The sequence below is a fragment of the Deinococcus sonorensis KR-87 genome (assembly GCF_040256395.1).
GTDB classification, from domain to species: domain Bacteria; phylum Deinococcota; class Deinococci; order Deinococcales; family Deinococcaceae; genus Deinococcus; species Deinococcus sonorensis.
On sequence record NZ_CP158299.1, the window covers coordinates 1,588,615 to 1,606,833 of the forward strand.

At 69.6% G+C, this 18,219-nt stretch carries 23 protein-coding genes; 9 read left to right on the forward strand and 14 right to left on the reverse strand.

Annotated elements, in window-relative coordinates:
- Positions 1 to 34: 34 nt before the first annotated feature.
- The 4 genes from ABOD76_RS13070 to purB all read right to left on the reverse strand — a co-directional run bounded on the left by ABOD76_RS13070 (position 35) and on the right by purB (position 3,834).
- Positions 35 to 1,147 (reverse strand): type IV pilus twitching motility protein PilT, encoded by a 1,113-nt coding sequence (locus ABOD76_RS13070; protein WP_350242400.1) that lies wholly within the window; start codon positions 1,145 to 1,147, stop codon positions 35 to 37.
- Positions 1,144 to 2,094, reverse strand: a complete 951-nt coding sequence (gene panC, locus ABOD76_RS13075) for a pantoate--beta-alanine ligase (RefSeq protein ID WP_350242401.1) — start codon at positions 2,092 to 2,094, stop codon at positions 1,144 to 1,146. The genes ABOD76_RS13070 and panC overlap by 4 nt, the downstream gene beginning before the upstream one ends.
- A 5-nt stretch (positions 2,095 to 2,099) precedes the next feature.
- The gene (locus tag ABOD76_RS13080; protein ID WP_350242402.1) at positions 2,100 to 2,465 is read right to left on the reverse strand and encodes a phage holin family protein; all 366 of its coding nucleotides are present in this window, start codon (positions 2,463 to 2,465) and stop codon (positions 2,100 to 2,102) included.
- Between the two features lie 61 nt (positions 2,466 to 2,526).
- Positions 2,527 to 3,834, reverse strand: a complete 1,308-nt coding sequence (purB, locus tag ABOD76_RS13085; RefSeq protein WP_350242403.1) for an adenylosuccinate lyase — start codon at positions 3,832 to 3,834, stop codon at positions 2,527 to 2,529.
- Positions 3,835 to 3,910: 76 nt separating this feature from the next.
- Between purB and ABOD76_RS13090 the strand changes: the two genes are divergently transcribed.
- Both ABOD76_RS13090 and ABOD76_RS13095 read left to right on the forward strand, forming a co-directional pair.
- The gene (locus ABOD76_RS13090) at positions 3,911 to 4,696 is read left to right on the forward strand and encodes an inositol monophosphatase family protein (protein ID WP_350242404.1); all 786 of its coding nucleotides are present in this window, start codon (positions 3,911 to 3,913) and stop codon (positions 4,694 to 4,696) included.
- Positions 4,696 to 4,866: a hypothetical protein gene (locus ABOD76_RS13095; RefSeq protein ID WP_350242405.1), complete on the forward strand. Its 171-nt coding sequence runs from the start codon at positions 4,696 to 4,698 to the stop codon at positions 4,864 to 4,866. The genes ABOD76_RS13090 and ABOD76_RS13095 overlap by 1 nt, the downstream gene beginning before the upstream one ends.
- 22 nt (positions 4,867 to 4,888) lie before the next feature.
- Here the strand turns inward: ABOD76_RS13095 and ABOD76_RS13100 are convergent, their stop codons facing one another.
- Positions 4,889 to 5,452, reverse strand: coding sequence for a DUF2239 family protein (locus ABOD76_RS13100; RefSeq protein ID WP_350242406.1), 564 nt, complete (start codon positions 5,450 to 5,452; stop codon positions 4,889 to 4,891).
- A 142-nt stretch (positions 5,453 to 5,594) separates the two neighbouring features.
- Here ABOD76_RS13100 and ABOD76_RS13105 point away from each other — a divergent pair, with 142 nt between their 5' ends.
- A complete protein-coding gene (locus ABOD76_RS13105; RefSeq protein WP_350242407.1) occupies positions 5,595 to 6,521 on the forward strand; it encodes a histone deacetylase family protein in 927 nt (308 codons plus the stop codon).
- Between the two features lie 208 nt (positions 6,522 to 6,729).
- Complete coding sequence (locus ABOD76_RS13110; RefSeq protein WP_350242408.1) at positions 6,730 to 7,356, forward strand: cyclic nucleotide-binding domain-containing protein; 627 nt, start codon at positions 6,730 to 6,732, stop codon at positions 7,354 to 7,356.
- 70 nt (positions 7,357 to 7,426) lie between these two features.
- Here ABOD76_RS13110 and ABOD76_RS13115 read toward each other — a convergent pair whose 3' ends face one another.
- From ABOD76_RS13115 to ABOD76_RS13125, 3 genes are read right to left on the reverse strand one after another with little or no spacing between them, the layout of a single operon-like run.
- Positions 7,427 to 8,461: a DHH family phosphoesterase gene (locus tag ABOD76_RS13115; protein ID WP_350242409.1), complete on the reverse strand. Its 1,035-nt coding sequence runs from the start codon at positions 8,459 to 8,461 to the stop codon at positions 7,427 to 7,429.
- Positions 8,462 to 8,515: 54 nt separating this feature from the next.
- The gene (locus tag ABOD76_RS13120; protein ID WP_350242410.1) at positions 8,516 to 9,112 is read right to left on the reverse strand and encodes an HAD-IA family hydrolase; all 597 of its coding nucleotides are present in this window, start codon (positions 9,110 to 9,112) and stop codon (positions 8,516 to 8,518) included.
- Positions 9,109 to 9,522: a VOC family protein gene (locus ABOD76_RS13125; RefSeq protein ID WP_350242411.1), complete on the reverse strand. Its 414-nt coding sequence runs from the start codon at positions 9,520 to 9,522 to the stop codon at positions 9,109 to 9,111. Before ABOD76_RS13125 ends, ABOD76_RS13120 begins: the two co-directional genes overlap by 4 nt.
- Positions 9,523 to 9,673: 151 nt before the next feature.
- On the opposite strand from ABOD76_RS13125, the gene ABOD76_RS13130 reads away from it, so the two are divergent.
- A complete protein-coding gene (locus ABOD76_RS13130) occupies positions 9,674 to 10,750 on the forward strand; it encodes a Kelch repeat-containing protein (protein ID WP_350242412.1) in 1,077 nt (358 codons plus the stop codon).
- Positions 10,751 to 10,929: 179 nt separating this feature from the next.
- Here ABOD76_RS13130 and ABOD76_RS13135 read toward each other — a convergent pair whose 3' ends face one another.
- The 4 genes from ABOD76_RS13135 to ABOD76_RS13150 all read right to left on the reverse strand — a co-directional run bounded on the left by ABOD76_RS13135 (position 10,930) and on the right by ABOD76_RS13150 (position 14,817).
- On the reverse strand, positions 10,930 to 12,147 hold the full coding sequence (locus tag ABOD76_RS13135) for a cytochrome P450 (RefSeq protein WP_350242413.1): 1,218 nt from the start codon (positions 12,145 to 12,147) through the stop codon (positions 10,930 to 10,932).
- 28 nt (positions 12,148 to 12,175) lie between these two features.
- Positions 12,176 to 12,433: a hypothetical protein gene (locus ABOD76_RS13140; protein WP_350242414.1), complete on the reverse strand. Its 258-nt coding sequence runs from the start codon at positions 12,431 to 12,433 to the stop codon at positions 12,176 to 12,178.
- 168 nt (positions 12,434 to 12,601) lie between these two features.
- On the reverse strand, positions 12,602 to 13,765 hold the full coding sequence (locus tag ABOD76_RS13145) for an LptF/LptG family permease (protein ID WP_350242415.1): 1,164 nt from the start codon (positions 13,763 to 13,765) through the stop codon (positions 12,602 to 12,604).
- The gene (locus ABOD76_RS13150; RefSeq protein ID WP_350242416.1) at positions 13,762 to 14,817 is read right to left on the reverse strand and encodes an LptF/LptG family permease; all 1,056 of its coding nucleotides are present in this window, start codon (positions 14,815 to 14,817) and stop codon (positions 13,762 to 13,764) included. Before ABOD76_RS13150 ends, ABOD76_RS13145 begins: the two co-directional genes overlap by 4 nt.
- An 85-nt stretch (positions 14,818 to 14,902) precedes the next feature.
- On the opposite strand from ABOD76_RS13150, the gene ABOD76_RS13155 reads away from it, so the two are divergent.
- Positions 14,903 to 15,511 carry a YceD family protein gene (locus tag ABOD76_RS13155; RefSeq protein WP_350242417.1) on the forward strand — a complete coding sequence of 203 codons (609 nt, stop codon included), beginning with the start codon at positions 14,903 to 14,905 and terminating at the stop codon, positions 15,509 to 15,511.
- 53 nt (positions 15,512 to 15,564) lie between these two features.
- On the forward strand, positions 15,565 to 15,993 hold the full coding sequence (moaC, locus tag ABOD76_RS13160) for a cyclic pyranopterin monophosphate synthase MoaC (RefSeq protein ID WP_350245267.1): 429 nt from the start codon (positions 15,565 to 15,567) through the stop codon (positions 15,991 to 15,993).
- A gap of 58 nt (positions 15,994 to 16,051) precedes the next feature.
- Here the strand turns inward: moaC and ABOD76_RS13165 are convergent, their stop codons facing one another.
- Positions 16,052 to 16,519: an S-ribosylhomocysteine lyase gene (locus ABOD76_RS13165; protein WP_350242418.1), complete on the reverse strand. Its 468-nt coding sequence runs from the start codon at positions 16,517 to 16,519 to the stop codon at positions 16,052 to 16,054.
- A 67-nt stretch (positions 16,520 to 16,586) separates the two neighbouring features.
- Here ABOD76_RS13165 and lspA point away from each other — a divergent pair, with 67 nt between their 5' ends.
- Together lspA and ABOD76_RS13175 are read left to right on the forward strand one after the other, a co-directional pair.
- Positions 16,587 to 17,129, forward strand: a complete 543-nt coding sequence (gene lspA, locus ABOD76_RS13170) for a signal peptidase II (protein ID WP_350242419.1) — start codon at positions 16,587 to 16,589, stop codon at positions 17,127 to 17,129.
- Between the two features lie 121 nt (positions 17,130 to 17,250).
- Positions 17,251 to 17,871, forward strand: a complete 621-nt coding sequence (locus ABOD76_RS13175) for a histidine phosphatase family protein (protein WP_350242420.1) — start codon at positions 17,251 to 17,253, stop codon at positions 17,869 to 17,871.
- Between the two features lie 113 nt (positions 17,872 to 17,984).
- Here the strand turns inward: ABOD76_RS13175 and rpmB are convergent, their stop codons facing one another.
- The gene (rpmB, locus tag ABOD76_RS13180; protein WP_350242421.1) at positions 17,985 to 18,206 is read right to left on the reverse strand and encodes a 50S ribosomal protein L28; all 222 of its coding nucleotides are present in this window, start codon (positions 18,204 to 18,206) and stop codon (positions 17,985 to 17,987) included.
- Positions 18,207 to 18,219: the final 13 nt, after the last annotated feature.

Sequence of the window (18,219 nt, forward strand, 5' to 3'; positions counted from 1 at the left end):
AATTCACTGGCCCGCCCCGCTCTGTGGCGTGGCTTCAGAAGGTCATGCCCTGGCGGGTGATCATCATGCGCACCTCGTGCGGGCTGCTGGCCGAAGCCTGCGCCTCTTCCAGCGTGATTAGGCTGTGCCGGTACAGCTCCACCAGATGCTGATCGAAGGTGTGCATGCCGCGGATGTTGTCCTCCATCATCGCGTCCTTGATCTGGGCCGTCTTGTGCTCGTCCTTGATGTAGTCCTGGATCAGCGGCGTGTTGACCATCAGCTCGCTGCCCAGCACCCGGCCCACCCCGTCGGCGCGGCGCAGCAGCCGCTGGCTGATGATGCCCACCAGCGAGTCGGCCAGCAGGATGCGGATCTGGTCGCGCTCGTGCGGCGGGAAGAAATCGATGATGCGATTCACGGTGCGGATGGCGTCCAGCGTGTGCAGCGTGCTCAGGACCAGGTGGCCGGTCTGCGCCGCCGTGATGGCCGCCTCCACCGTTTCCTTGTCGCGCATCTCGCCGATCATGATCACGTCCGGGTCCTGCCGCATCGCGTACTTCAGGGCGCTGCGGAAATCTCGGGTGTCGGAGCCCACCTCGCGCTGCACCACGATGCTCTTCTTGTTCTTGTGGAGGATCTCGATCGGGTCCTCGATGGTGATGATGTTGTAGGCGAGCGTGCGGTTGATGTGGTCCACCAGACTGGCCAGGGTGGTGCTCTTGCCGCTGCCGGTGGGACCGGTCACCAGGATCAGGCCGCGCGGCGCGGCCGTGAAGTCGCGCATGGTCTGCACCGGCAGGCCCAGCGCCTCGAAGCTGGGAATCGCGTCGCCCACCACCCGCATCACGATGCCCACCGCGCCGCGCTGCCGGAAGATGTTGCAGCGGAAGCGGGCCACCCCGGTCAGTGAGTACGCGGTGTCCAGCTCGTTGCGGTACTCGAAGTCCTCCCACTGGTCCTGGGTCAGCAGCGACTTGGCCATCGCCTGGGTGTCGGGCGGCATCAGCGTCACGGTCCCGAACGGCACCAGCACCCCGTCCACCCGGCCCATCGGCGGGCTGCCTGCCTGCAGGTGCACGTCGCTGACTCGCCGCGCCACCATCTGCGACAGCAGTTCCTCCACCGTGACGTGCCCGGCCCCGGCCGCCGGACGCACCCCGGTCATGGCTGCACCGGAATCAGCGGCATGTTGTCGATCAACCGGACACCGAACATCCGGGCTGCGATAAGGAGCCGGGCCGCCGCTGCAGTCGCCGTGGTCATGTCCGTATTGTGCAGGACGGAGGTGGCGGCTGTCTGTTCAGAACTGGGCACACTGCTCCCCAGCTGGGCCAGCACGTTCAGCTCGGCGTCCACCACGCTGAGGTAGTCCAGCTGCAGTTCCGGTTCCTGCTGCAGCGCCCACAGGCCCGCCTGCAGCAGCGCCTCCGGCTGCCGCTCTCCCGCCGCCCAGGCCGCCTGCACCGCCCGCAGCCCGGCCGACAGCACGGCCGCCCGGGCCCGCTGCTCCGGGCTCAGGTAGCTGTTGCGGCTGCTCAGCGCCAGCCCGGTCGGTTCCCGGACAGTCGGGACGCCCACGATCTGCGCCGGATGGTTCAGGTCCTGCACCATCCGGCGCACCACCGCCAGCTGCTGCCAGTCCTTCTCCCCGAAGTAGGCGCGCTGCGGTTGCACCAGATTCAGCAGTTTCAGCACCACCGTGGCCACCCCGTCGAAGTGGCCGGGTCGGGACGCGCCCTCCAGTCGCCCGGCCAGCCCACCCACCTGCACCTGTGTGACAAAGCCGTCCGGGTACATCTGCTCCGGCGTGGGCGCAAACAGCAGCTGGGCGCCCGCTGCCCCGGCCAGCCGCAGGTCGTGATCCAGGTCGCGGGGGTAGCGGGACAGGTCCTCTCCGGCCCCGAACTGCAGCGGATTCACGAACACGCTCACCACCACCAGCCGGTTCTCGGCGCGGGCCTGCCGGATCAGCTGGGCGTGTCCCTGGTGCAGGTAGCCCATGGTCGGCACCAGCCCCACGCTGGCGTGGCCGTGAAGCGCGCTTCGCAGGTCAGCCACCGTCCGGATCAGCTGCGGCTCGGCCTGCGGCAGCCCGGGTGTCGGTTCGGTCATCAGCTTCATTGGCGGTCCACGCCCAGCGCGTTCAGCACGGCGTCCAGGAGCCAGCTCACCACCGTCAGGATCAGGGCACCCACGATGGCGGCCCCGAAGCCCGCCACGTTCAGGCTGGTCACGGCCGCCACGATGCTCAGCACCACCCCGTTGACCACCAGGGTGAACAGGCCCAGCGTCAGCAGGTTCACCGGCAGCGACAGCAGCAGCAGCAGCGGCCGGATCAGCGCATTGACGATGCCCAGCACCAGCGCGGCCACCAGCACGCCCCCGGCGCCGCTGCCCGGCTGAAACGACAGCCCCCCGTAGATGCGGGCGGTCAGCCAGAGCGCCAGGGCATTGACGACCAGCTTGATGAGGAAATGAGCCATACGTTCAGAGTAGCAGCCGACTCCGGGGCGGCTCAGGAAGAGAAGTCAGGGTTGCTGCCGCTTACAGGCCGAAGCGGGCGTAGATGCGGTCCACCTGACGCAGGTACCAGTTCAGGTCGAAGGCGGCGTCCAGGTCTTCCGCGGTGAGCGGGCTTTCCGGGTCACGTTCCAGCAGGTCGCGCAGGCCCTCGCCGGTTTCCCAGCTGGTCAGGGCGTTGCGCTGCACGATGGCGTAGGCGGCCTCGCGGGCCATGCCCTTCTCGTCGATCAGGCGGTGCAGCACCGCTTGGCTGAACACCAGCCCGCCCAGGTCGTTGAGGTTGCGCAGCATCCGCTCCGGGAACACCACCAGGTCGCGCAGCACCCCGGTCAGGCGGCGGGCGGCGTAACTGGCGGCCTGGGTGGCGTCCGGCAGGATCACCCGCTCGGCGCTGGAATGCGAGATGTCGCGTTCGTGCCACAGCGGCACGTTCTCCATCGCCGTCACCAGATAGCCGCGCAGCAGCCGGGTCAGGCCGGTCACGTTCTCGGTCAGGATCGGGTTCTTCTTGTGCGGCATGGAGGAACTGCCCTTCTGGCCCTTGCCGAACGGCTCCATCGCCTCGCGCACCTCGCTGCGCTGCAGGTGCCGGATTTCCACCGCGATCTTCTCCAGCGTGGTGCCGAAGATGGCCAGCGCCGAGAGCACCTCCGCGTGACGGTCGCGGGCCAGCGTCTGGTTGGTGACCGGGGCCGGCCGCCAGCCCCACAGCTCGGCCACCCGCTCCTCCACGTCGGGGGAGACGTGGGCGTAGGTGCCGACCGACCCGGAGAGCATCACGACCCGCACCCGCACGCGGGCCGCCGTGAGCCGCTCCAGGTCGCGGTCCAGCGTGCTCATCCAGTTCAGGAACTTCAGGCCGAAGGTCATCGGCTCGGCGTGAATGCCGTGGGTGCGCCCCACCGTGGGGGTGTGGCGGTACTGCACCGCCTGGGCGCGGCACACCTCGCGCAGCCGGCTGGCGTCCTCCAGCACCGTGCCGAGCGCCTCGTCGAGCAGCAGATTCTGGGCGGTGTCCACCACGTCGGTGCTGGTCAGGCCGTGGTGAATGAAGCGCGCCGACTCGCCGTAGCGCTCCGACAGGGCGGTGGTGAAGGCCACGATATCGTGACGCGTCACCGCCTCGATCTCGGCCACCCGCGCGGCAAAGGCCTCATCGAGCGGGTCGGCGGCCGAGCGGCGGGTCAGGTCGTCGAAGGCCTCGCGCGGAATCTCGCCCAGTTCCGACTGGGCCTCCATGGCCGCGAGTTCTACCCGCAGCCAGGCACGGTACTTGTTGGCCTCGCTCCACAGGCGGCTGAGTTCAGGGGTGCTGTAACGGTCGATCATGGGGTTCAGGGTAGCGCCTGCGTCCCTGCTCGCAGACGCGGCTGTCTGGAGGCCAGCGCCCCGCTACACTGAAGCCATGAGTGCTCCCCTCCTCACCGACCTGCTGGCCGTCGCGGTGCAGGCGGCCCGTGAAGCCGGACGCATCCACCAGCAGTATGCCGGGCGCGCCTTCGAGGTCCGCAGCAAAACCACCTTCAGTGACCTAGTGACCGAGGTGGACGCCCTGGCCGAGGCCGCCATCCGCGAGGTGGTGGCGGCCCGTTATCCGGACCACGCGGTACTGGGCGAGGAGGAGGGGCAGCAGGGTGACGGCGAGTACCGCTGGGTGGTGGATCCGCTGGACGGCACCGTCAACTACGCCCACGGATTTCCGGTGTACTGCGCCTCGGTGGCGGTGGAGCACCACGGCCAGCGGCTGGCCGGAGCCGTCTATGATCCCACCCGGGACGAGCTGTTCACCGCCACGCTGGGCGGAGGCGCCCACCTGAACGGCGCGGCCATCCACGTCTCGGCCACCGCCAGCCTGCGGGCTCCGGCCCTGATCAGTACCGGCTTTCCCTACGACGCGACCGAGCGGCGCTTCATGGGCCCGCTGGAGCGCCTCCTGGCCGGCGGCGTGCCGCTGCGCCGCCCCGGCGCCGCCGCGCTGGACCTGTGCTACGTGGCCTGCGGGCGGTTGGACGGCTACTGGGAGATCGGGCTGAAACCCTGGGACAGCGCGGCCGGCGCGCTGATCGTGACCGAGGCGGGTGGTCTGGTCAGCGACGTGCACGGCCACCCCGGCCCACACGGCGAGATGCTGGTGGCGGCCAATGAGCGGCTGCATCACGAGCTGCTCGCAGTGCTGCGCGGAGACGGCTAATGCTGGGCCTGCTGGCCCTGATGTTGCTGCTGCTGAACGTGGGCGGGCTGGCCAGCCTGGGGCTGAGCCTGGGTCACGGTCAGTGGGGGAGCAGCCTCAGCACGCTGCTGATGCTGGGCCTGCTGGACGCGCTGGGCTTCTGGCTGCTGCGATCGCTGCGCGAGCGGTAGGCAGAGGGGGAGCGGGCCCCGCTCAGGCCGGGCGGCTCTCTCCTGCCGCCAGCCGCAGCACATATGCCCGCACATCCGGCGGCCAGGCGGCCGTGTGCTCGGCCAGCAGGTCGGTCCGGCCGGCGTACAGCGCGCGCGAGGCTTCCTCGTAGCCGGGCAGGTCGCCGGCCAGGGCGGTCATGACCCGGCCGGCCGCTTCCTGGCGCTGCCGCTCACGCTCGGGACCCGCGTCGTGTCGGCGCGCCTCGTCGATCAGCCGCCTCAGTGTGGCCGAAGCGCCGCCGCGCTGCTGCTCCAGCCAGTCCCAGTGACGCGGCAGCAGCGAGACCTCCCGCGACACCACGCCCAGCTTCGGGCGGCCCGGTCCGGCCCGGGGCGCGGGCGGCACCTCGCGGGCCAGGATCGCCTTGATGTCGCCCCGGAAGTCGAAGTCGAGCTGCCGACCGGTGTGGTCCTCGAAAATCAGGAGCGGCGCGCCGCCCGGCTGTTCGGCATACCGCTGGGTGCGGTGCAGCATGTCGGTGAGGGTGCCGGTGACGATGTGGGTGTGGCCCTGGAAACTGCTGTAGGTGGGGTGCGGGGTCATGCTGCTATTCTTGCCGGGTAAAATGACGGCTGTCAATATCTACCGGGTAAAATAGGCCAGATGGCGCAGCCGGGCCACAGGCCGCTCCGACTTCCCAGCCGTTCACACGATGTGCCGTGCACCCGCCCGCTACACTCCGCGCATGACGTTCCGGGCCTACACGCCCGCTGCCCACGACTTTCCGTTGCCGGAGGGTCACCGGTTTCCGTACTACAAGTACCGGGGCATGGTGGCGCGCCTGAGCGGGCGGCTGCCGATTCTGGACACGCCGGCCCTGCCGTGGGCCACGGCGGGCCGGGTCCACGACCCGCTGTGGCTGCGGCGCTGGCGGCGCGGCGAGGTGGAACACAGTGAGGAGCGCGCCTTTGGCCTGCCCTGGAGTGAGGGCGTGGTGGAGCGGGCACGGCGGGCCGCCGGCGGCAGCCTCGCGGCGCTGCACGACGCGCTCTCGGTGGGCTGGGGCATCAACCTGGCGGGCGGCACCCACCACGCCTTCCGCGACCGGGCCGAGGGCTTCTGCCTGATCAACGACGCGGCGATCCTGACCCGGGTGGCGCTGGACGACGGGCTGGCCCGGCGCGTGGCGGTGCTGGACCTGGACGTGCACCAGGGCAACGGCACCGCAGCGCTGCTGGGGGCAGAGTCGCGCGCCTACACGCTCAGCGTCCACGGCGAGCGCAACTATCCGTTTCGCAAGGAGCGCAGCAGCCTGGACATTGGCCTGCCGGACGGGGTCAGCGATCACACCTACCTGGAGGTGCTGCGGACCCAGGCCCTGCCGGCGCTTGACCGGTTCCGCCCGGACCTGCTGCTGTATCTGGCCGGGGCCGACGTGCTGGCCGGCGACCGCTTCGGTCGCTTTGCCCTGACCCTGGACGGGGTGCGGGAGCGCAACCGGCAGGTGCTGACCTGGGCCAGGGAGCGTGACGTGCCGCTGGTGAGCATGGCCGCCGGAGGGTACAACCGCGACCACGCCCTGACCATCGAGGCACATGTGAGCGTGGTGCTGGAGGGCCTGGAACTCTACGGTGGCCCGGCCCAAACCTCTGTGGCTTCCCCCGGAATCTGAAGACCTGTTCTCACCCATCTGGCGCTGTGGGTCCTGAACCACCACTGGGCCGCTGCCGAGGGAAAGCGGCCTGATCTGTACTTTCTTTACATTGTCTGAAGTTCACAGTTGAGGGTTGTACAAACCTTGTACGGTCAGATCAACCACGGGATATCCCCTCCCTGTGTTCCCCTTCCGGCCCATGTGTGGGCCACCCTAGGAGCCCACCATGACGATGCCGATTCCTGCAGGACTGTCCACCCTCCACCCCGAACTGCACGGTCGCCCGGTCCGGCGCGGCGATACCCTCTACTACGCCGGCGACCAGAGCCCCACGCTCTACCGGCTGGAGAGTGGCCTGCTGCGCGCTGTGCGCCTCACTCCACAGGGCCGCAACCTGACGGTCCGGCACATCCGCCCCGGCGACATCTTCGGTGAGGAGGCCCTGCACGGGCTGACCCGCACCCACCAGGTGATCGCGCTGACCGACGCGAGCGTGGAGGCCATCCACATGCAGCACCTCAGCGGCGAGGAGCTGTGGCAGGTGACCCGCAGCCTCTCGGCCCAGCTGCAGCGTGTGATGACCGACGGCGTGCACATTCAGGACGGCGAACTGCGCGAGCGCATCGCACGTTACCTGCTCAACCTCTCGGACAGCAGCCTGGGCGGACGCCACGCAGGCGGCCAGCTGTTTGTGCGGGCCACCCACGAGCTGATCGCCGAGGGCACCGGCGCCACCCGTGAGAGCGTCAGCAAGCTGATCGGGGAAATGCGCGACGACGGCCTGCTCAGCCCGGCCTACCGCTGCATCACGCTGTCCAACGAGGCGGCATTGCGGGCCCTGGCCGGCATCTGACCTTCTACAAAGGTTAGACAAAACAAGAAGAGCGGCGGCCCTGAAGGTGGGGCCGCCGCTCTCTTTGTCGTTACAGCAGGCCGCAGCGCTGCAGCTCTGCCTGGACGGCCGCCTCGAAGCGCGGCTGCACCTCGGCGTAGGGGGCCTCCACGGTGGCGCCCGCCGCCGGGAAGTGTCCGCCACCGCCCAGGCTGACCGCGATGTTCTGGGCGCTGGCGCGGCCCCTGGAGCGGATCGAGAGCTTCACGCGGTCGCCGTAGTCCTTGAAGATGGTGGCCAGCTCGGTGCCCTCGGCGCTGCGGATGGTGTTCACGTAGGACTCCACGTCGTCCCACTGGGCTCCGGCGCGGTCCAGCATGGTCTGGTCGATGCGGGCCGTCACCAGCAGGCCGCCGAAGCTGAACTGCAGGCTCTCCAGCACCTCACGCAGCAGCAGGTAGTAGCGCGGCGGGTTCTGCGACAGCCGCTCATTGATCCAGGCCAGCTGCGCGCCGTGCTCCACCAGCCGCGCCGCACAGCGCAGCACCGCCGGGGTGGTGCTGGCGAAGCGGAACGACCCGGTGTCCGTGTTGAGGCCGGTCAGCAGCGGCGTGGCGATGGCAGCGGTCCAGGCCACGCCCGCCTCCTGCAGCATCACGTCCACGATGTCGGTGACGATGCTGGCGGTGGCGGCCTGGCTGGGGTCCACCAGGCTCAGGTCGGCGCGGCGCAGGTTGGTGCCGTGGTGGTCGAGGTTGACGACCCGGCCCTGGAACCGGCTCAGGTCGGCGCCCGCCACCCGGTTGAGGTCGTTGTTGTCCACGTCCAGCACCGCCAGCAGCGCGTTCTCGGGCCACTCGTCCAGCCGCGTTTCCACCTCGCCCGGCTCCGCCAGGAAGCGCAGGTAGTGTGGCACGTCCATGTAGGTGCAGGCGCTGCACCCCACCGCCTTGAGGGCCCGTTGCAGGCCCAGGCAGCTGCCCAGGGCGTCGCCGTCCGGGTCCACGTGGCTGAGAATCACGACCGGACCGGTGTGCGCGACCAGCTGATGGGCGGCCTCCTGAACCAGCTGGGCGTAGCGGGGCTCGGGGGTGTTCTGGGGAGTCGACGAAGCCGGTGCGTTCATGAGCCGGAGTATACGGGCCGGCCATGAGCAGGCTGCAGGGCCGGTCCGGACAGCTCAGGGCAGCAGCACCTCAGAGCGGCTCATGGTCTGGCGGAACTGTGCCACGTCCCGGTACAGGTGCGCCTGCCAGCCGGCGGCCTGCGCGGCCTGGACGTTGCCAGGATCATCGTCCCAGAACACGATCTGACCGGGCGCGCGCTGCAGCCGCTCGGTCACCCGCTGGTAATACGCGGGGTCCGGTTTGCGCACGCCCACGCTGCAGCTGGCCAGCTCGCCGTCCACCACCTCACTGAGCTGCATGTCGTGCAGCAGGTAGTGCAGCCGGTGACGCTCCTGGTTGGTGGCAAGGTAGCAGGGCCACCCGTCCTGCCGCAGCGCCCGCACCGCCTCGAGCAGCGGCCGGTTCAGGTGATCCTCGTGCCGGAACCAGTCGAGCATGAATTGCTCACGGGTGCCGGTATACCCCAGCTCGGCCAGCAGGGGAGGCAGCAGGTCGGGGAGGTCCGCCCGGCCACACGAGGCCTCCAGAAACGGCCCCTTGAAGAACCGCAGCATCGTCTCCGGATGGCGCTGCAGCATCACGCTGCCGTACATGCTCGGCGGCGTCACCAGCACGCCGTCCACGTCCATCAGCAGCACACGCTGGCTCATGCCTGCTGCTCCAGCCAGGCGTACAGGTCCAGCGTATGCCCGTCCGGGTCCTGCACGGTGGCGTAGCGCTGCCCCCAGAAAGCGTCGTAGGGGGCGGCCACGACCGTATAACCGGCGCCGGTCATCCGCTGGCAGGTCTGGTCCACCTGCTCGGGCCGGTCCAGCTGAAAGCCGAGCCCGATGCTCTGGCCGCTGGGCCGCGTCCACCCGGCCGACAGCTGCCGGATCAGCCGCTCACTCTCCCACGCGATCCGCAGACCGCCCACCGTGATCTCCACATGGTCCTCCGCGTCTCCCTGGGCGTTCAGGTGGGCACCGGCCGGAATCGGCAGGCCCAGCGTCCGGTAGAAGTCCAGGGCACGTTCCAGATCGGCCACCGTGAAGCTCAGGTAGTTGGGAGTTATGCTCATGCCTTATCCTAGTCTGTTGGTTACGCCTGGGGCTGCTGCTGGCTTAAGTCAGCGTGAATGCTCCGGGCGTCTGAGTGGTTTATGCGCCGCAGCCACATAAGACTGGCTGCACTGCCCTGCGGCGCGACCGCCGGCAGCCTGAGGAGCCCACATGACCAATCGACACGCCGTCCTTCCCCTCCGACGCCTGTGGCTGGCAGGCGCCCTGCTGCTGACCCTGGGCGCGTGTGCCGAACCATCCACTCCGCCGCCCGGCAGTGGCTCTGGCCCCACCCCTCCCGGTCCGCTCGCCTGGAAAACGGCGGCCCCTGCCCCCATCAGCCAGTACGAAGCGGCCGGCGCCAGCATCGATGGCCGGCTGTACGTCTTCGGCGGCTTCTACACCCTGCTCAACAACAAACCGCTCGTCACGGTCCGGACCTCGGTCTACAACTCGGCCTCCGGGCGCTGGAACCAGCTGGCCGACATGCCGGAGGCGGTGACCCACGCCGCCACCGTTGCGGTCGGGTCGAAGGTCTATCTGGCCGGCGGGTTCATCGGGGACCACCCCGGCCCCGAGACTGACCACGTCTGGATCTATGACACGGCCACCAACCGCTGGAGCGCCGGTCCGTCCCTGCCGGCTCCCCGGGGTGCGGGGGCGCTGGCGCTGGTGGGCCGCAAGCTGCACTTCTTCGGCGGCACCCGGCGTGATGCGACTGAACTGCACGACTACACCCAGGACTTCGGCACCCACTGGGTGCTGGACCTGGACGGTTCGGGTGACTGGACCGAGGCTGCTCCGCTGCCCACCCCCCGCAACCACCTATCAGGCATCGCGCTGGACGGCCTGATCTACGCCATCGGCGGCCAGCACCTGGGAGACGAGGTGGCCGGTGACCTGCCGGACGTGCAGGTGTATGACCCGGCCACCGACCGCTGGAGTGCCCGCAAGAACCTGCCGCTGCCGCTGGGCCACACCATGGCCTCCACCGTGGTCTGGAACGGCCACATCGTGGTGGCCGGCGGCGTGACGCTGGCCGAAAACCCGGCGCCCGACGACGTGGAGGGGAAGGAGTCAAACACGGTGTTGGACTATGATCCCAAGACCGACAAGTGGACCCGCCTGACCGACCTGCCCGCCCCACGCCAGTCGCCGGTAGCGGGTGTGCTGGGCACCAAGCTGGTGGTGACCGGCGGAGCCACCGATGACGGCCCCACCGACGTGACCTGGATCGGCACCCGCTGAGCAGCACAACCCGAGCAGGGAAGCGCCTGCAGGAATAAGCACATCATGCTCAGGAGACCCGCCCGAAGGTCAAGGCGGGTCTTCCGTAGCTACAGGGAGTGAACCGGGGTCCAGGCGCAGCGTGGACCATACGCTGGTTCAGCGGGCTGCCCGAGCGCGAACCGGCGCCCGTTCGCCGCTCAGTTCAGCCGGGCCTGCAGCCGGGCCGGGCCGCGCAGCACGAAGTTGGGGCGGTAGGTGACCGGCTGGGCCGGCACCTGCAGCTGCGGGTGGCGCTCGGCCAGGGTCCGGAAGGTCAGCTCGCCTTCCATCCGGGCCAGGCTGGCGCCCAGGCAGTAATGCGGGCCGCTGGCAAACGACAGGTGGCGCGCCGCGCCCGGCCGCTGCAGGTCCAGGCGGTCCGGATCCGGAAAGACGCGCGGGTCGCGGTTGGCGGCCGCCAGGATCAGCTGGACGTGGCTGCCGGCCGGCAGGGTGCGCCCCTCCACCACCACGTCGCTGCTCAGGGAGCGGCCGGTCATCTGCACCGGTGCCACCAGCCGCAGCAGTTCGTCGGTGGCCTGCAGTGCCAGCTCCGGGCGGGCCACCAGTCCCTGCCACGCCTCCGGCTGCTGCGAGAGCGTCAGCACGCCCCCGGCAATCAGGTTGGTGGTGGTCTCATGGCCGGCCGCCAGCAGCAGCACCGCGTTGGCCAGCAGCTCGTCGCCGCTGAGCCGCTCGCCCCCGTCCTCGGCGGCGGCCAGGGCGCTCAGCAGGCCCGGTTGAGGGTTCAGGCGCAGCTCGCTGGCCAGGTCGCGGAAGTAGCCGCGCATCTCGGCCGCGTCGTGTTCAATGCGCTGCATCAGCGTTTCGCCCTGCTCCGCACCGCCCAGCAGATCGGCGATGCTGCCGCTCCAGGCCCGGAACTGCGCCTCGTCCTGACCGGACAGGCCCAGCATCCGGGTAATCACGCCCACCGGGAGCGGCACCGCCAGGTCGCGGACCACGTCGAAGTCCGGCTGCTGTGCGGCGGCCTGCAGCAGCCGGTCCAGCTGCTCCTGAACCAGTTCGCGCTGGCCCTCGATCACGCGCGGCGTGAAGGCGGCCTGGGCCAGCCCACGCAGGCGGGTGTGCGGGATGCCGTTCTGGAACAGCATCATGTTGCGCAGCAGCGTGCCGGCCTCCGGGTAGTCTGCGAGCTGCGCCCCGATGGCCTGACCGCTCAGGGCGGCCGGGGAGCGCAGCACAGCATTCGTGGCCGCATACGAGAACAGGAGGGTGGCGTTCCACTCCGGTACCCACAGCAGCTCGTCCATACGGCGCCCCTGGGCGTAGAGCGGGTACGGGTCCTGCAGGGAGGCCGGGCTGAACAGCGCCTGGGCCAGCTGGGCGGCCGGGCTGAGCGTGGGAGCAGTCATGGCTCTACTGTAGTGCGGCCGCTGCGGTTCAGCTGATCAGGCCGGTGTCGCAGTCGGCCAGGTCGCGGAACTGCCGGGCCTTGTCCATCAGCCCCATCTGCCGGTAGCAGTCGCTCAGGCGCAGGGCGAAGAAGCGCATCGCCTGGCAGTCCTCGCGGCGCTCGGCCGCTTCCAGGCAGATGCGGTAGTGCAGCACCGCCAGGTGGTACTGCTCGCCATTGGCGGCGTGTTCGGCGCGGCAGTGGGCCACGCGCAGGGTCACGATGTCAGTGGGCGGGCGATTCATGATTGGCTTCAGTGTAGACACCTCACCGCAGCCATGAATGCGAGGTGAAGAAGGTTTGGCGCAGCTTCTGCGTTGAGGAAAGCTCCATGCAGCGGGCAATGTTCAGTGGTGCGCAATTCCGACTGCGTCATTCTGTCCTGATAAAAATGAACCGTGACCCAAGCCGCTTTAACGGCGGGCGGCGGTCAGCAGACCCAGGCCCGCCACCAGGTACAGCAGGGTCGGCACCCAGGCGGCCACCTCCGGCGGAATCGCCCCGTTCTCGCCCATCACCCGGAAGACACTCCAGGTGGCGTAGTACGCGAAGGTCAGCATCAGCACCCACACCAGCCCGATGTTGACGCCGCTGCGGAAGCTGAACACCGCCAGCGCCACCGCGAAAAAGCCCATGGTGACGGCCGCCAGCGGCTCGGCAAACTTGCGCTGCAGCGCGGTGAAGTCGGCCGGGGCGCTGATGTGCTGGGCGCGGTAGGCGCGGATCCGCTCAATCAGGGCCGGCAGCGTCAGGTAGATCGGCAGCAGCTGGTCCTGCTGACTGAGGCTGGCCTGCAGGTCCTGCACCGGCAGCGTGCCGCGCTCAAACTCCACCACCGTGATCGGGCGGGTGTCCTGGTAGGTGATGCGCCGGCCGTCCTGCAGGGCCAGCACGTTGCTGCCGGGAATCAGGAGGCCCTGGCGCGCGGTGATCACTTCACGGGCGGTCTGGCCGTCCGCCTGAGTCACGATTCGCAGGCCCTGCAGCACGCCGCCGCTGTGCACCTCCTGCACGCTGATGGCGCGGCCCAGCGCGTCCTTGAGCACCACGCCCGCCGTGCCCAGGCCCAGCACCCGGGGGTTGTCCAGCACGATCTCGCGCTGCACGCTCAGCGCCTGCACCTTGGCGCGCGGGACCACCGTCTCCGAGACCACGAAGCTGATCAGCGCCACCGAGGCGCTCAGCGCCATGATCGGCACGAACAGCCGGGTACCGGGGATGCCGTTGGCCTGCGCGGCCTTCAGTTCGGCGTCGGCGGCCAGCCGCGAGGTGCCGAGCAGCGCCGCGAACAGCAGCGCGATTGGCAGCCCGCGCGCGATGGCCTCCGGCACCTGCAGCGCCACCAGCCGCAGCACCAGCATTGGCGAGGCGCCCTTGGCCAGCAGCGGCGCGATCACGCTCTGCAGGGCCGCCAGCAGCAGCAGCAGGATCACCACCGCCAGCCCGGCCAGCAGGTACGGCAGCAGTTCCTCCAGCACGTAGCGGTCAAAGCGGCGCAGCTGCGGGCGCCGGAACCGGCGACCCACCCGCAGGCGGGGCAGTTCGGCGCGCGGTTCCGGGGTGGGGCCGGCGCTCACCGGAGCCTCCAGGTGAGCAGCAGACCCAGGCTGATGAACACCAGGTTCGGCAGCCACGCGGCCAGATCCGGCGTCAGGGCGCCCTCGCGGGCCAGCTGCGGTACCGTGCTCCACAGCACGTAGAACGAGAAGATGAACAGGATCACCGAGCCGGCGGCCCAGGCGCGATTGCGGATCAGCAGGCCCAGGGCGCCGGCCGCCAGCGCGAAGGCCAGCGGCGTGACCGGGTCGGCGCTGCGGCGGCTCAGCTCGAAGGCGGCGTCGCGCCGGTCGGGGCTGTCGGTCTGGTCAGCCGCCAGCCGGGCGCGCAGCGCCGGGGTGCTGGTCTGGTTGGGCGGCGTGGGCGGCTGCTTCAGCACGTCATGCTGCGGCAGCGTCAGCGGGGCCACCATCTGGCGCGGCACGCCGTCCTGCCCGACCACCCAGCCGTTGGAGATGCTCCAGGTCTGCTTGGCCGCGTCCCAGACCCCCGACGACGCAGTGTAGGTCTCCTGGCCGCGCTGGATCAGCACCCCGATCAGCTGGGCGCTCTGGCTGTGCCGGTCGTTCTGGACCCGCCCGGCGGTAAAGAGCGTGTCGCCCTGCGCGAAGGCGTAGCGGTCCTGGCTGGGCGGCGGCGGCTGTACGCCGTAGACCCCGTACCAGGCGTTCCACCAGCGCGCCTGGGTGGCGGGGGTCAGCCAGCCGGCGTTGTACCACGCGAACACCCCGATCACGGCGGCCGGCAGCAGCAGCGGCCACAACGCCCGGGTGGGGGCCACGCCGGCGCTGAACATCGCCTTGAACTCACTGTCCTTGGCCAGCCGCCCGAAGGCCAGCAGCACCGCGAATGGCACCGCCAGCACCAGGCAGCGGTTGAAGATCAGCGGCAGCTGATTGAGAAACAGCAGCAGGCCCTGGCCCAGGCCCACCCGGTAGGTGATCAGGTAGCCCACCGTGCTGGTGAGCGAGTCGGTCATCTGCAACGACAGAAACAGCAGCAGGCCGCCCAGGTACCAGGGCAGCACCTCGCGCAGGACGTAGAGCGGCAGCTTGCGGGACACGCGGGGCATTCTAGCGCCGCCATGTGAGGGCTGCCGTGCGCGAACTGACACCGCGCTCCTGATTCCGGGGGGCGGCAGGCTCTATGATTCTGCTATGACATCGGAAGCCCCCCGCATCCACCTCGGCAGCCTGCTGCGCGCCCCCGGCGACGCCAGCGCCAGCGGTGAGGTCACGCAGCTGACCTACGAGCAGGGCGGCCGGCCACAGACGCTGAAGTTTGCCGGCCCCGCCCCCTACGACATTGACGTGAACACCCTGCAGGGTGACGAGCTGTGGCTGCAGGGCCACTTTGAACCCACCCTGGAGCAGGAGTGCTCGCGCTGCCTCAAGCCGGTGCAGGTGCCGCTGGAGCTGCGGCTCGGCACCCTGATGCAGTATCGCCCGGCGGTGCAGGAGCCGTTTCTGGAGGAGGCCGAGACCGGCGAGGAACTGCTGGTGTTCGGGAACCCGGACCTGGACCTGAGCGGCTACCTGGCCGAGATGACCATTCTGGCCGCGCCGCTGAGCGTGCTGCACGACGAGGCCTGCAAGGGCCTGTGTCAGGTGTGCGGCCACGACCTGAACGAGGGGCCCTGCGAGCACAGCGCCGCCGTGCCGATCGAGGACGCGCACGCCCATGAGCTCGGCGCGCCGCTGAGCGATCAGCACGCCCGGCAGACGCCGTTCGCGGCCCTCAAGGGCCTCAAGCTCCCCGAGGACTGAGGGTGGCCGCCGAGGCGCCGGAGCTGACCCACTTTACCGACGGCCAGCCGCGCATGGTGGACGTGAGCGCCAAGGTCAGCACCGCCCGCACGGCCACCGCCGAGGGCTGGGTGGTGCTGCCGCCGGAGGCCCGCGCCGCGCTGGATGGCGGGCACAACCGCAAGGGTGACCCGCTCACGGTGGCCCGGCTGGCCGGCATCCAGGGGGCCAAGCGCACCAGCGACGTGGTGCTGCTGTGTCATCCGCTGCCGATCCAGGGCGTCGAGATGGACGTGCAGCTGCTGGAGCGCGGCGTGCGGGTGCAGGCTACCGTCCGCACCAGCGGGCAGACCGGGGTGGAGATGGAGGCGCTCACGGCCGTCACGGTGGCGGCCCTGAACGTCTACGACATGCTCAAGGCCGCCAGCAAAGCCATCCGCATTGAGGACGTGCGCCTGCTCTCCAAGAGCGGCGGCAAGAGCGGCGACTATCAGGCGGAGTAGCAACAGGTAGCAGGAAAGAGGGCCCAGACAACGTGCCTGGGCCCTCTGGCGTGTTCGCTCAGCGCTCGATCAGGATGGTCGGCTGCACCTTGAGGCCCTGGCCCAGCGCGTCGCGGGCGTGGCCGCGCGCAGCATCCAGGTCATGGTCGCGGTAGTTGCCGCACTCCAGCTCGCTGACGCCGGGAATCGGACGGTCATGACCCGCCACGTCCTGCAGCGCCGACTCGAAGGCCTGCAGCACCCGCTGCTCGTCCGGCTCCCCGATCACCGCCATGTACATGCCGGTGCGGCAGCCCATCGGGGACACGTCCACCACATCCGGCAGGTGGTCGCGCAGGTAGCCGGCCAGCAGGTGCTCCAGCGTGTGAATGGCGGCCGGGTCAATGGCGGCCACATTCGGCTGCAGCAGCCGCAGGTCGTACTTGCTGATGGCGTCGCCGTGCGGCGTCCGCTTCAGGCCCGCCAGTCGGATGTAGGGGGCCCTGACTTTCGTGTGGTCCAGATCGAAGGATTCAACGTTCGCCATCCACCCATTCTGGCGGGTTCCGCGTGCCCAGACCAGCACCTCGCTCACGCCCCCCTATACTGACCGGGTGCATGTTGACCCCCTGACCACCCGGCCGCGTCTGTCCGGCTGGACCGCCCTGCTGATCGCGGCCGTGCTGATCGTGGCAGACCAGCTGCTCAAAGCCTGGGCGCGCAGCCACCTGACGCTCGGCGCCGCGCCGGAACCGTTCGTCCCTGGCCTGATCAGCTGGCAGCTGACCTACAACACCGGGGCCGCCTGGAGCCTGCTGTCCGGCGCCACGGTGCCGCTGGCGATCCTGCGGCTGCTGGTGGGGCTGGGTATTCTGGCCTACCTGTTCCGGCGGCCCCAGCCGCGCCTGCTGGCGGTGGTGCTGTCGCTGATCGCGGCGGGGGCCATCGGCAACACCATCGATGGCCTGTGGCGGGGCCGCGTGACCGACATGATCGTGTCGCCGGCGCTCTCAGCCGTGACCCGCGCCTTCCGGGCCGGCGAGTTCCCGATCTTCAACATCGCCGACAGCTGCGTGGTTGTGGGCACCCTGCTGCTGATCGTGCTGAGCTTCCTGCCGGAGCGCCGCCCGCAGGGCATGGCCGGCCCCCGGCCCTGAAGATCAGCCAGGACGTCGGTGGCGTGGTTCATATGGTCTTCCAGCTCCGGTCGCGTTCGCTTGAGGTCTGTTCTTGAAGCCTGAGCCTGGCGCCCAGTCCCCACGGGAAGAGCAGGTTGACATGGAGAGTCAGGTGCAGCTGATCCTGTTGCGGCATGGCCGGAGCCGGGCGGATGACGAACAGGTGCATGAGGGGCGCTACGACAGCCCGTTGACCGAGCTGGGTCGCCAGCAGGCGCAGCGGCTCGCCGCCTACTGGCAGGCCCATCCCCCTGGCTTTGACACAGTGGTCTGCTCCGATCTGAGCCGCGCTTCCGAAACGGCCCGGATCGTCTGTGCTCCGCTGGGGCTCACGCCGCAAGTGAGCTCGTTATGGCGTGAATTCGACAACGGCCCTCTGGCGGGCATGTCCCGGCAGGAATCGGCCCAGCGCTATCCCATTCCCAGCTTCCGTCATGACTTCTCGCCCTTCACCCAGGATGGTGGAGAGTCGCAGGTCCAGTTCCGGGCACGCGCCCTGGCGGCGCTCCACGACCTGTGGGCTCTGCCGGGCAGCAACTTCCTGGTGGTCTCACACGGCGGCTTTCTCAATGCGGTGCTGGGTGAGCTTCTGGGCGCCAGCCGCGCCTGGTTTCAGTTTGAGGACACCAGCTTTGCGCGCCTGCGCCTGTCCCGTCAGCACCACACCGCCGTGGTGCTGGGCATCAATCTGCAACCGCATCACCCGGTCCAGCCGCACTGAGACCCGGCGGGCTCCACGCCTCAGGGGCAGGCCGAGGCTTACCACTGTCCGGGCGGCAGCAACGGCAGCGGCCCCCGGGATGTCCCGGGGGCCGCTGCTTGCCTGAACGAGCTTCAGGCCGCAGTCGCCGCGCGCATGCACTTGGTGCACAGGCGCAGGCGCACGCTGGCGCCTTCCTTGCGGATGGTGACCTTCTGGAGGTTGGGCACCTGACGGGTCTTGCTGATCCCGGTGACCTTGCGACCCACGCCGCCGGCCGCACGGGCCTTACCGCGACGGATGACCGAGTTGACCACGATGGGCCCCTTGCCGCACATTTCGCACACTTTCGCCATAACTGATACTCCT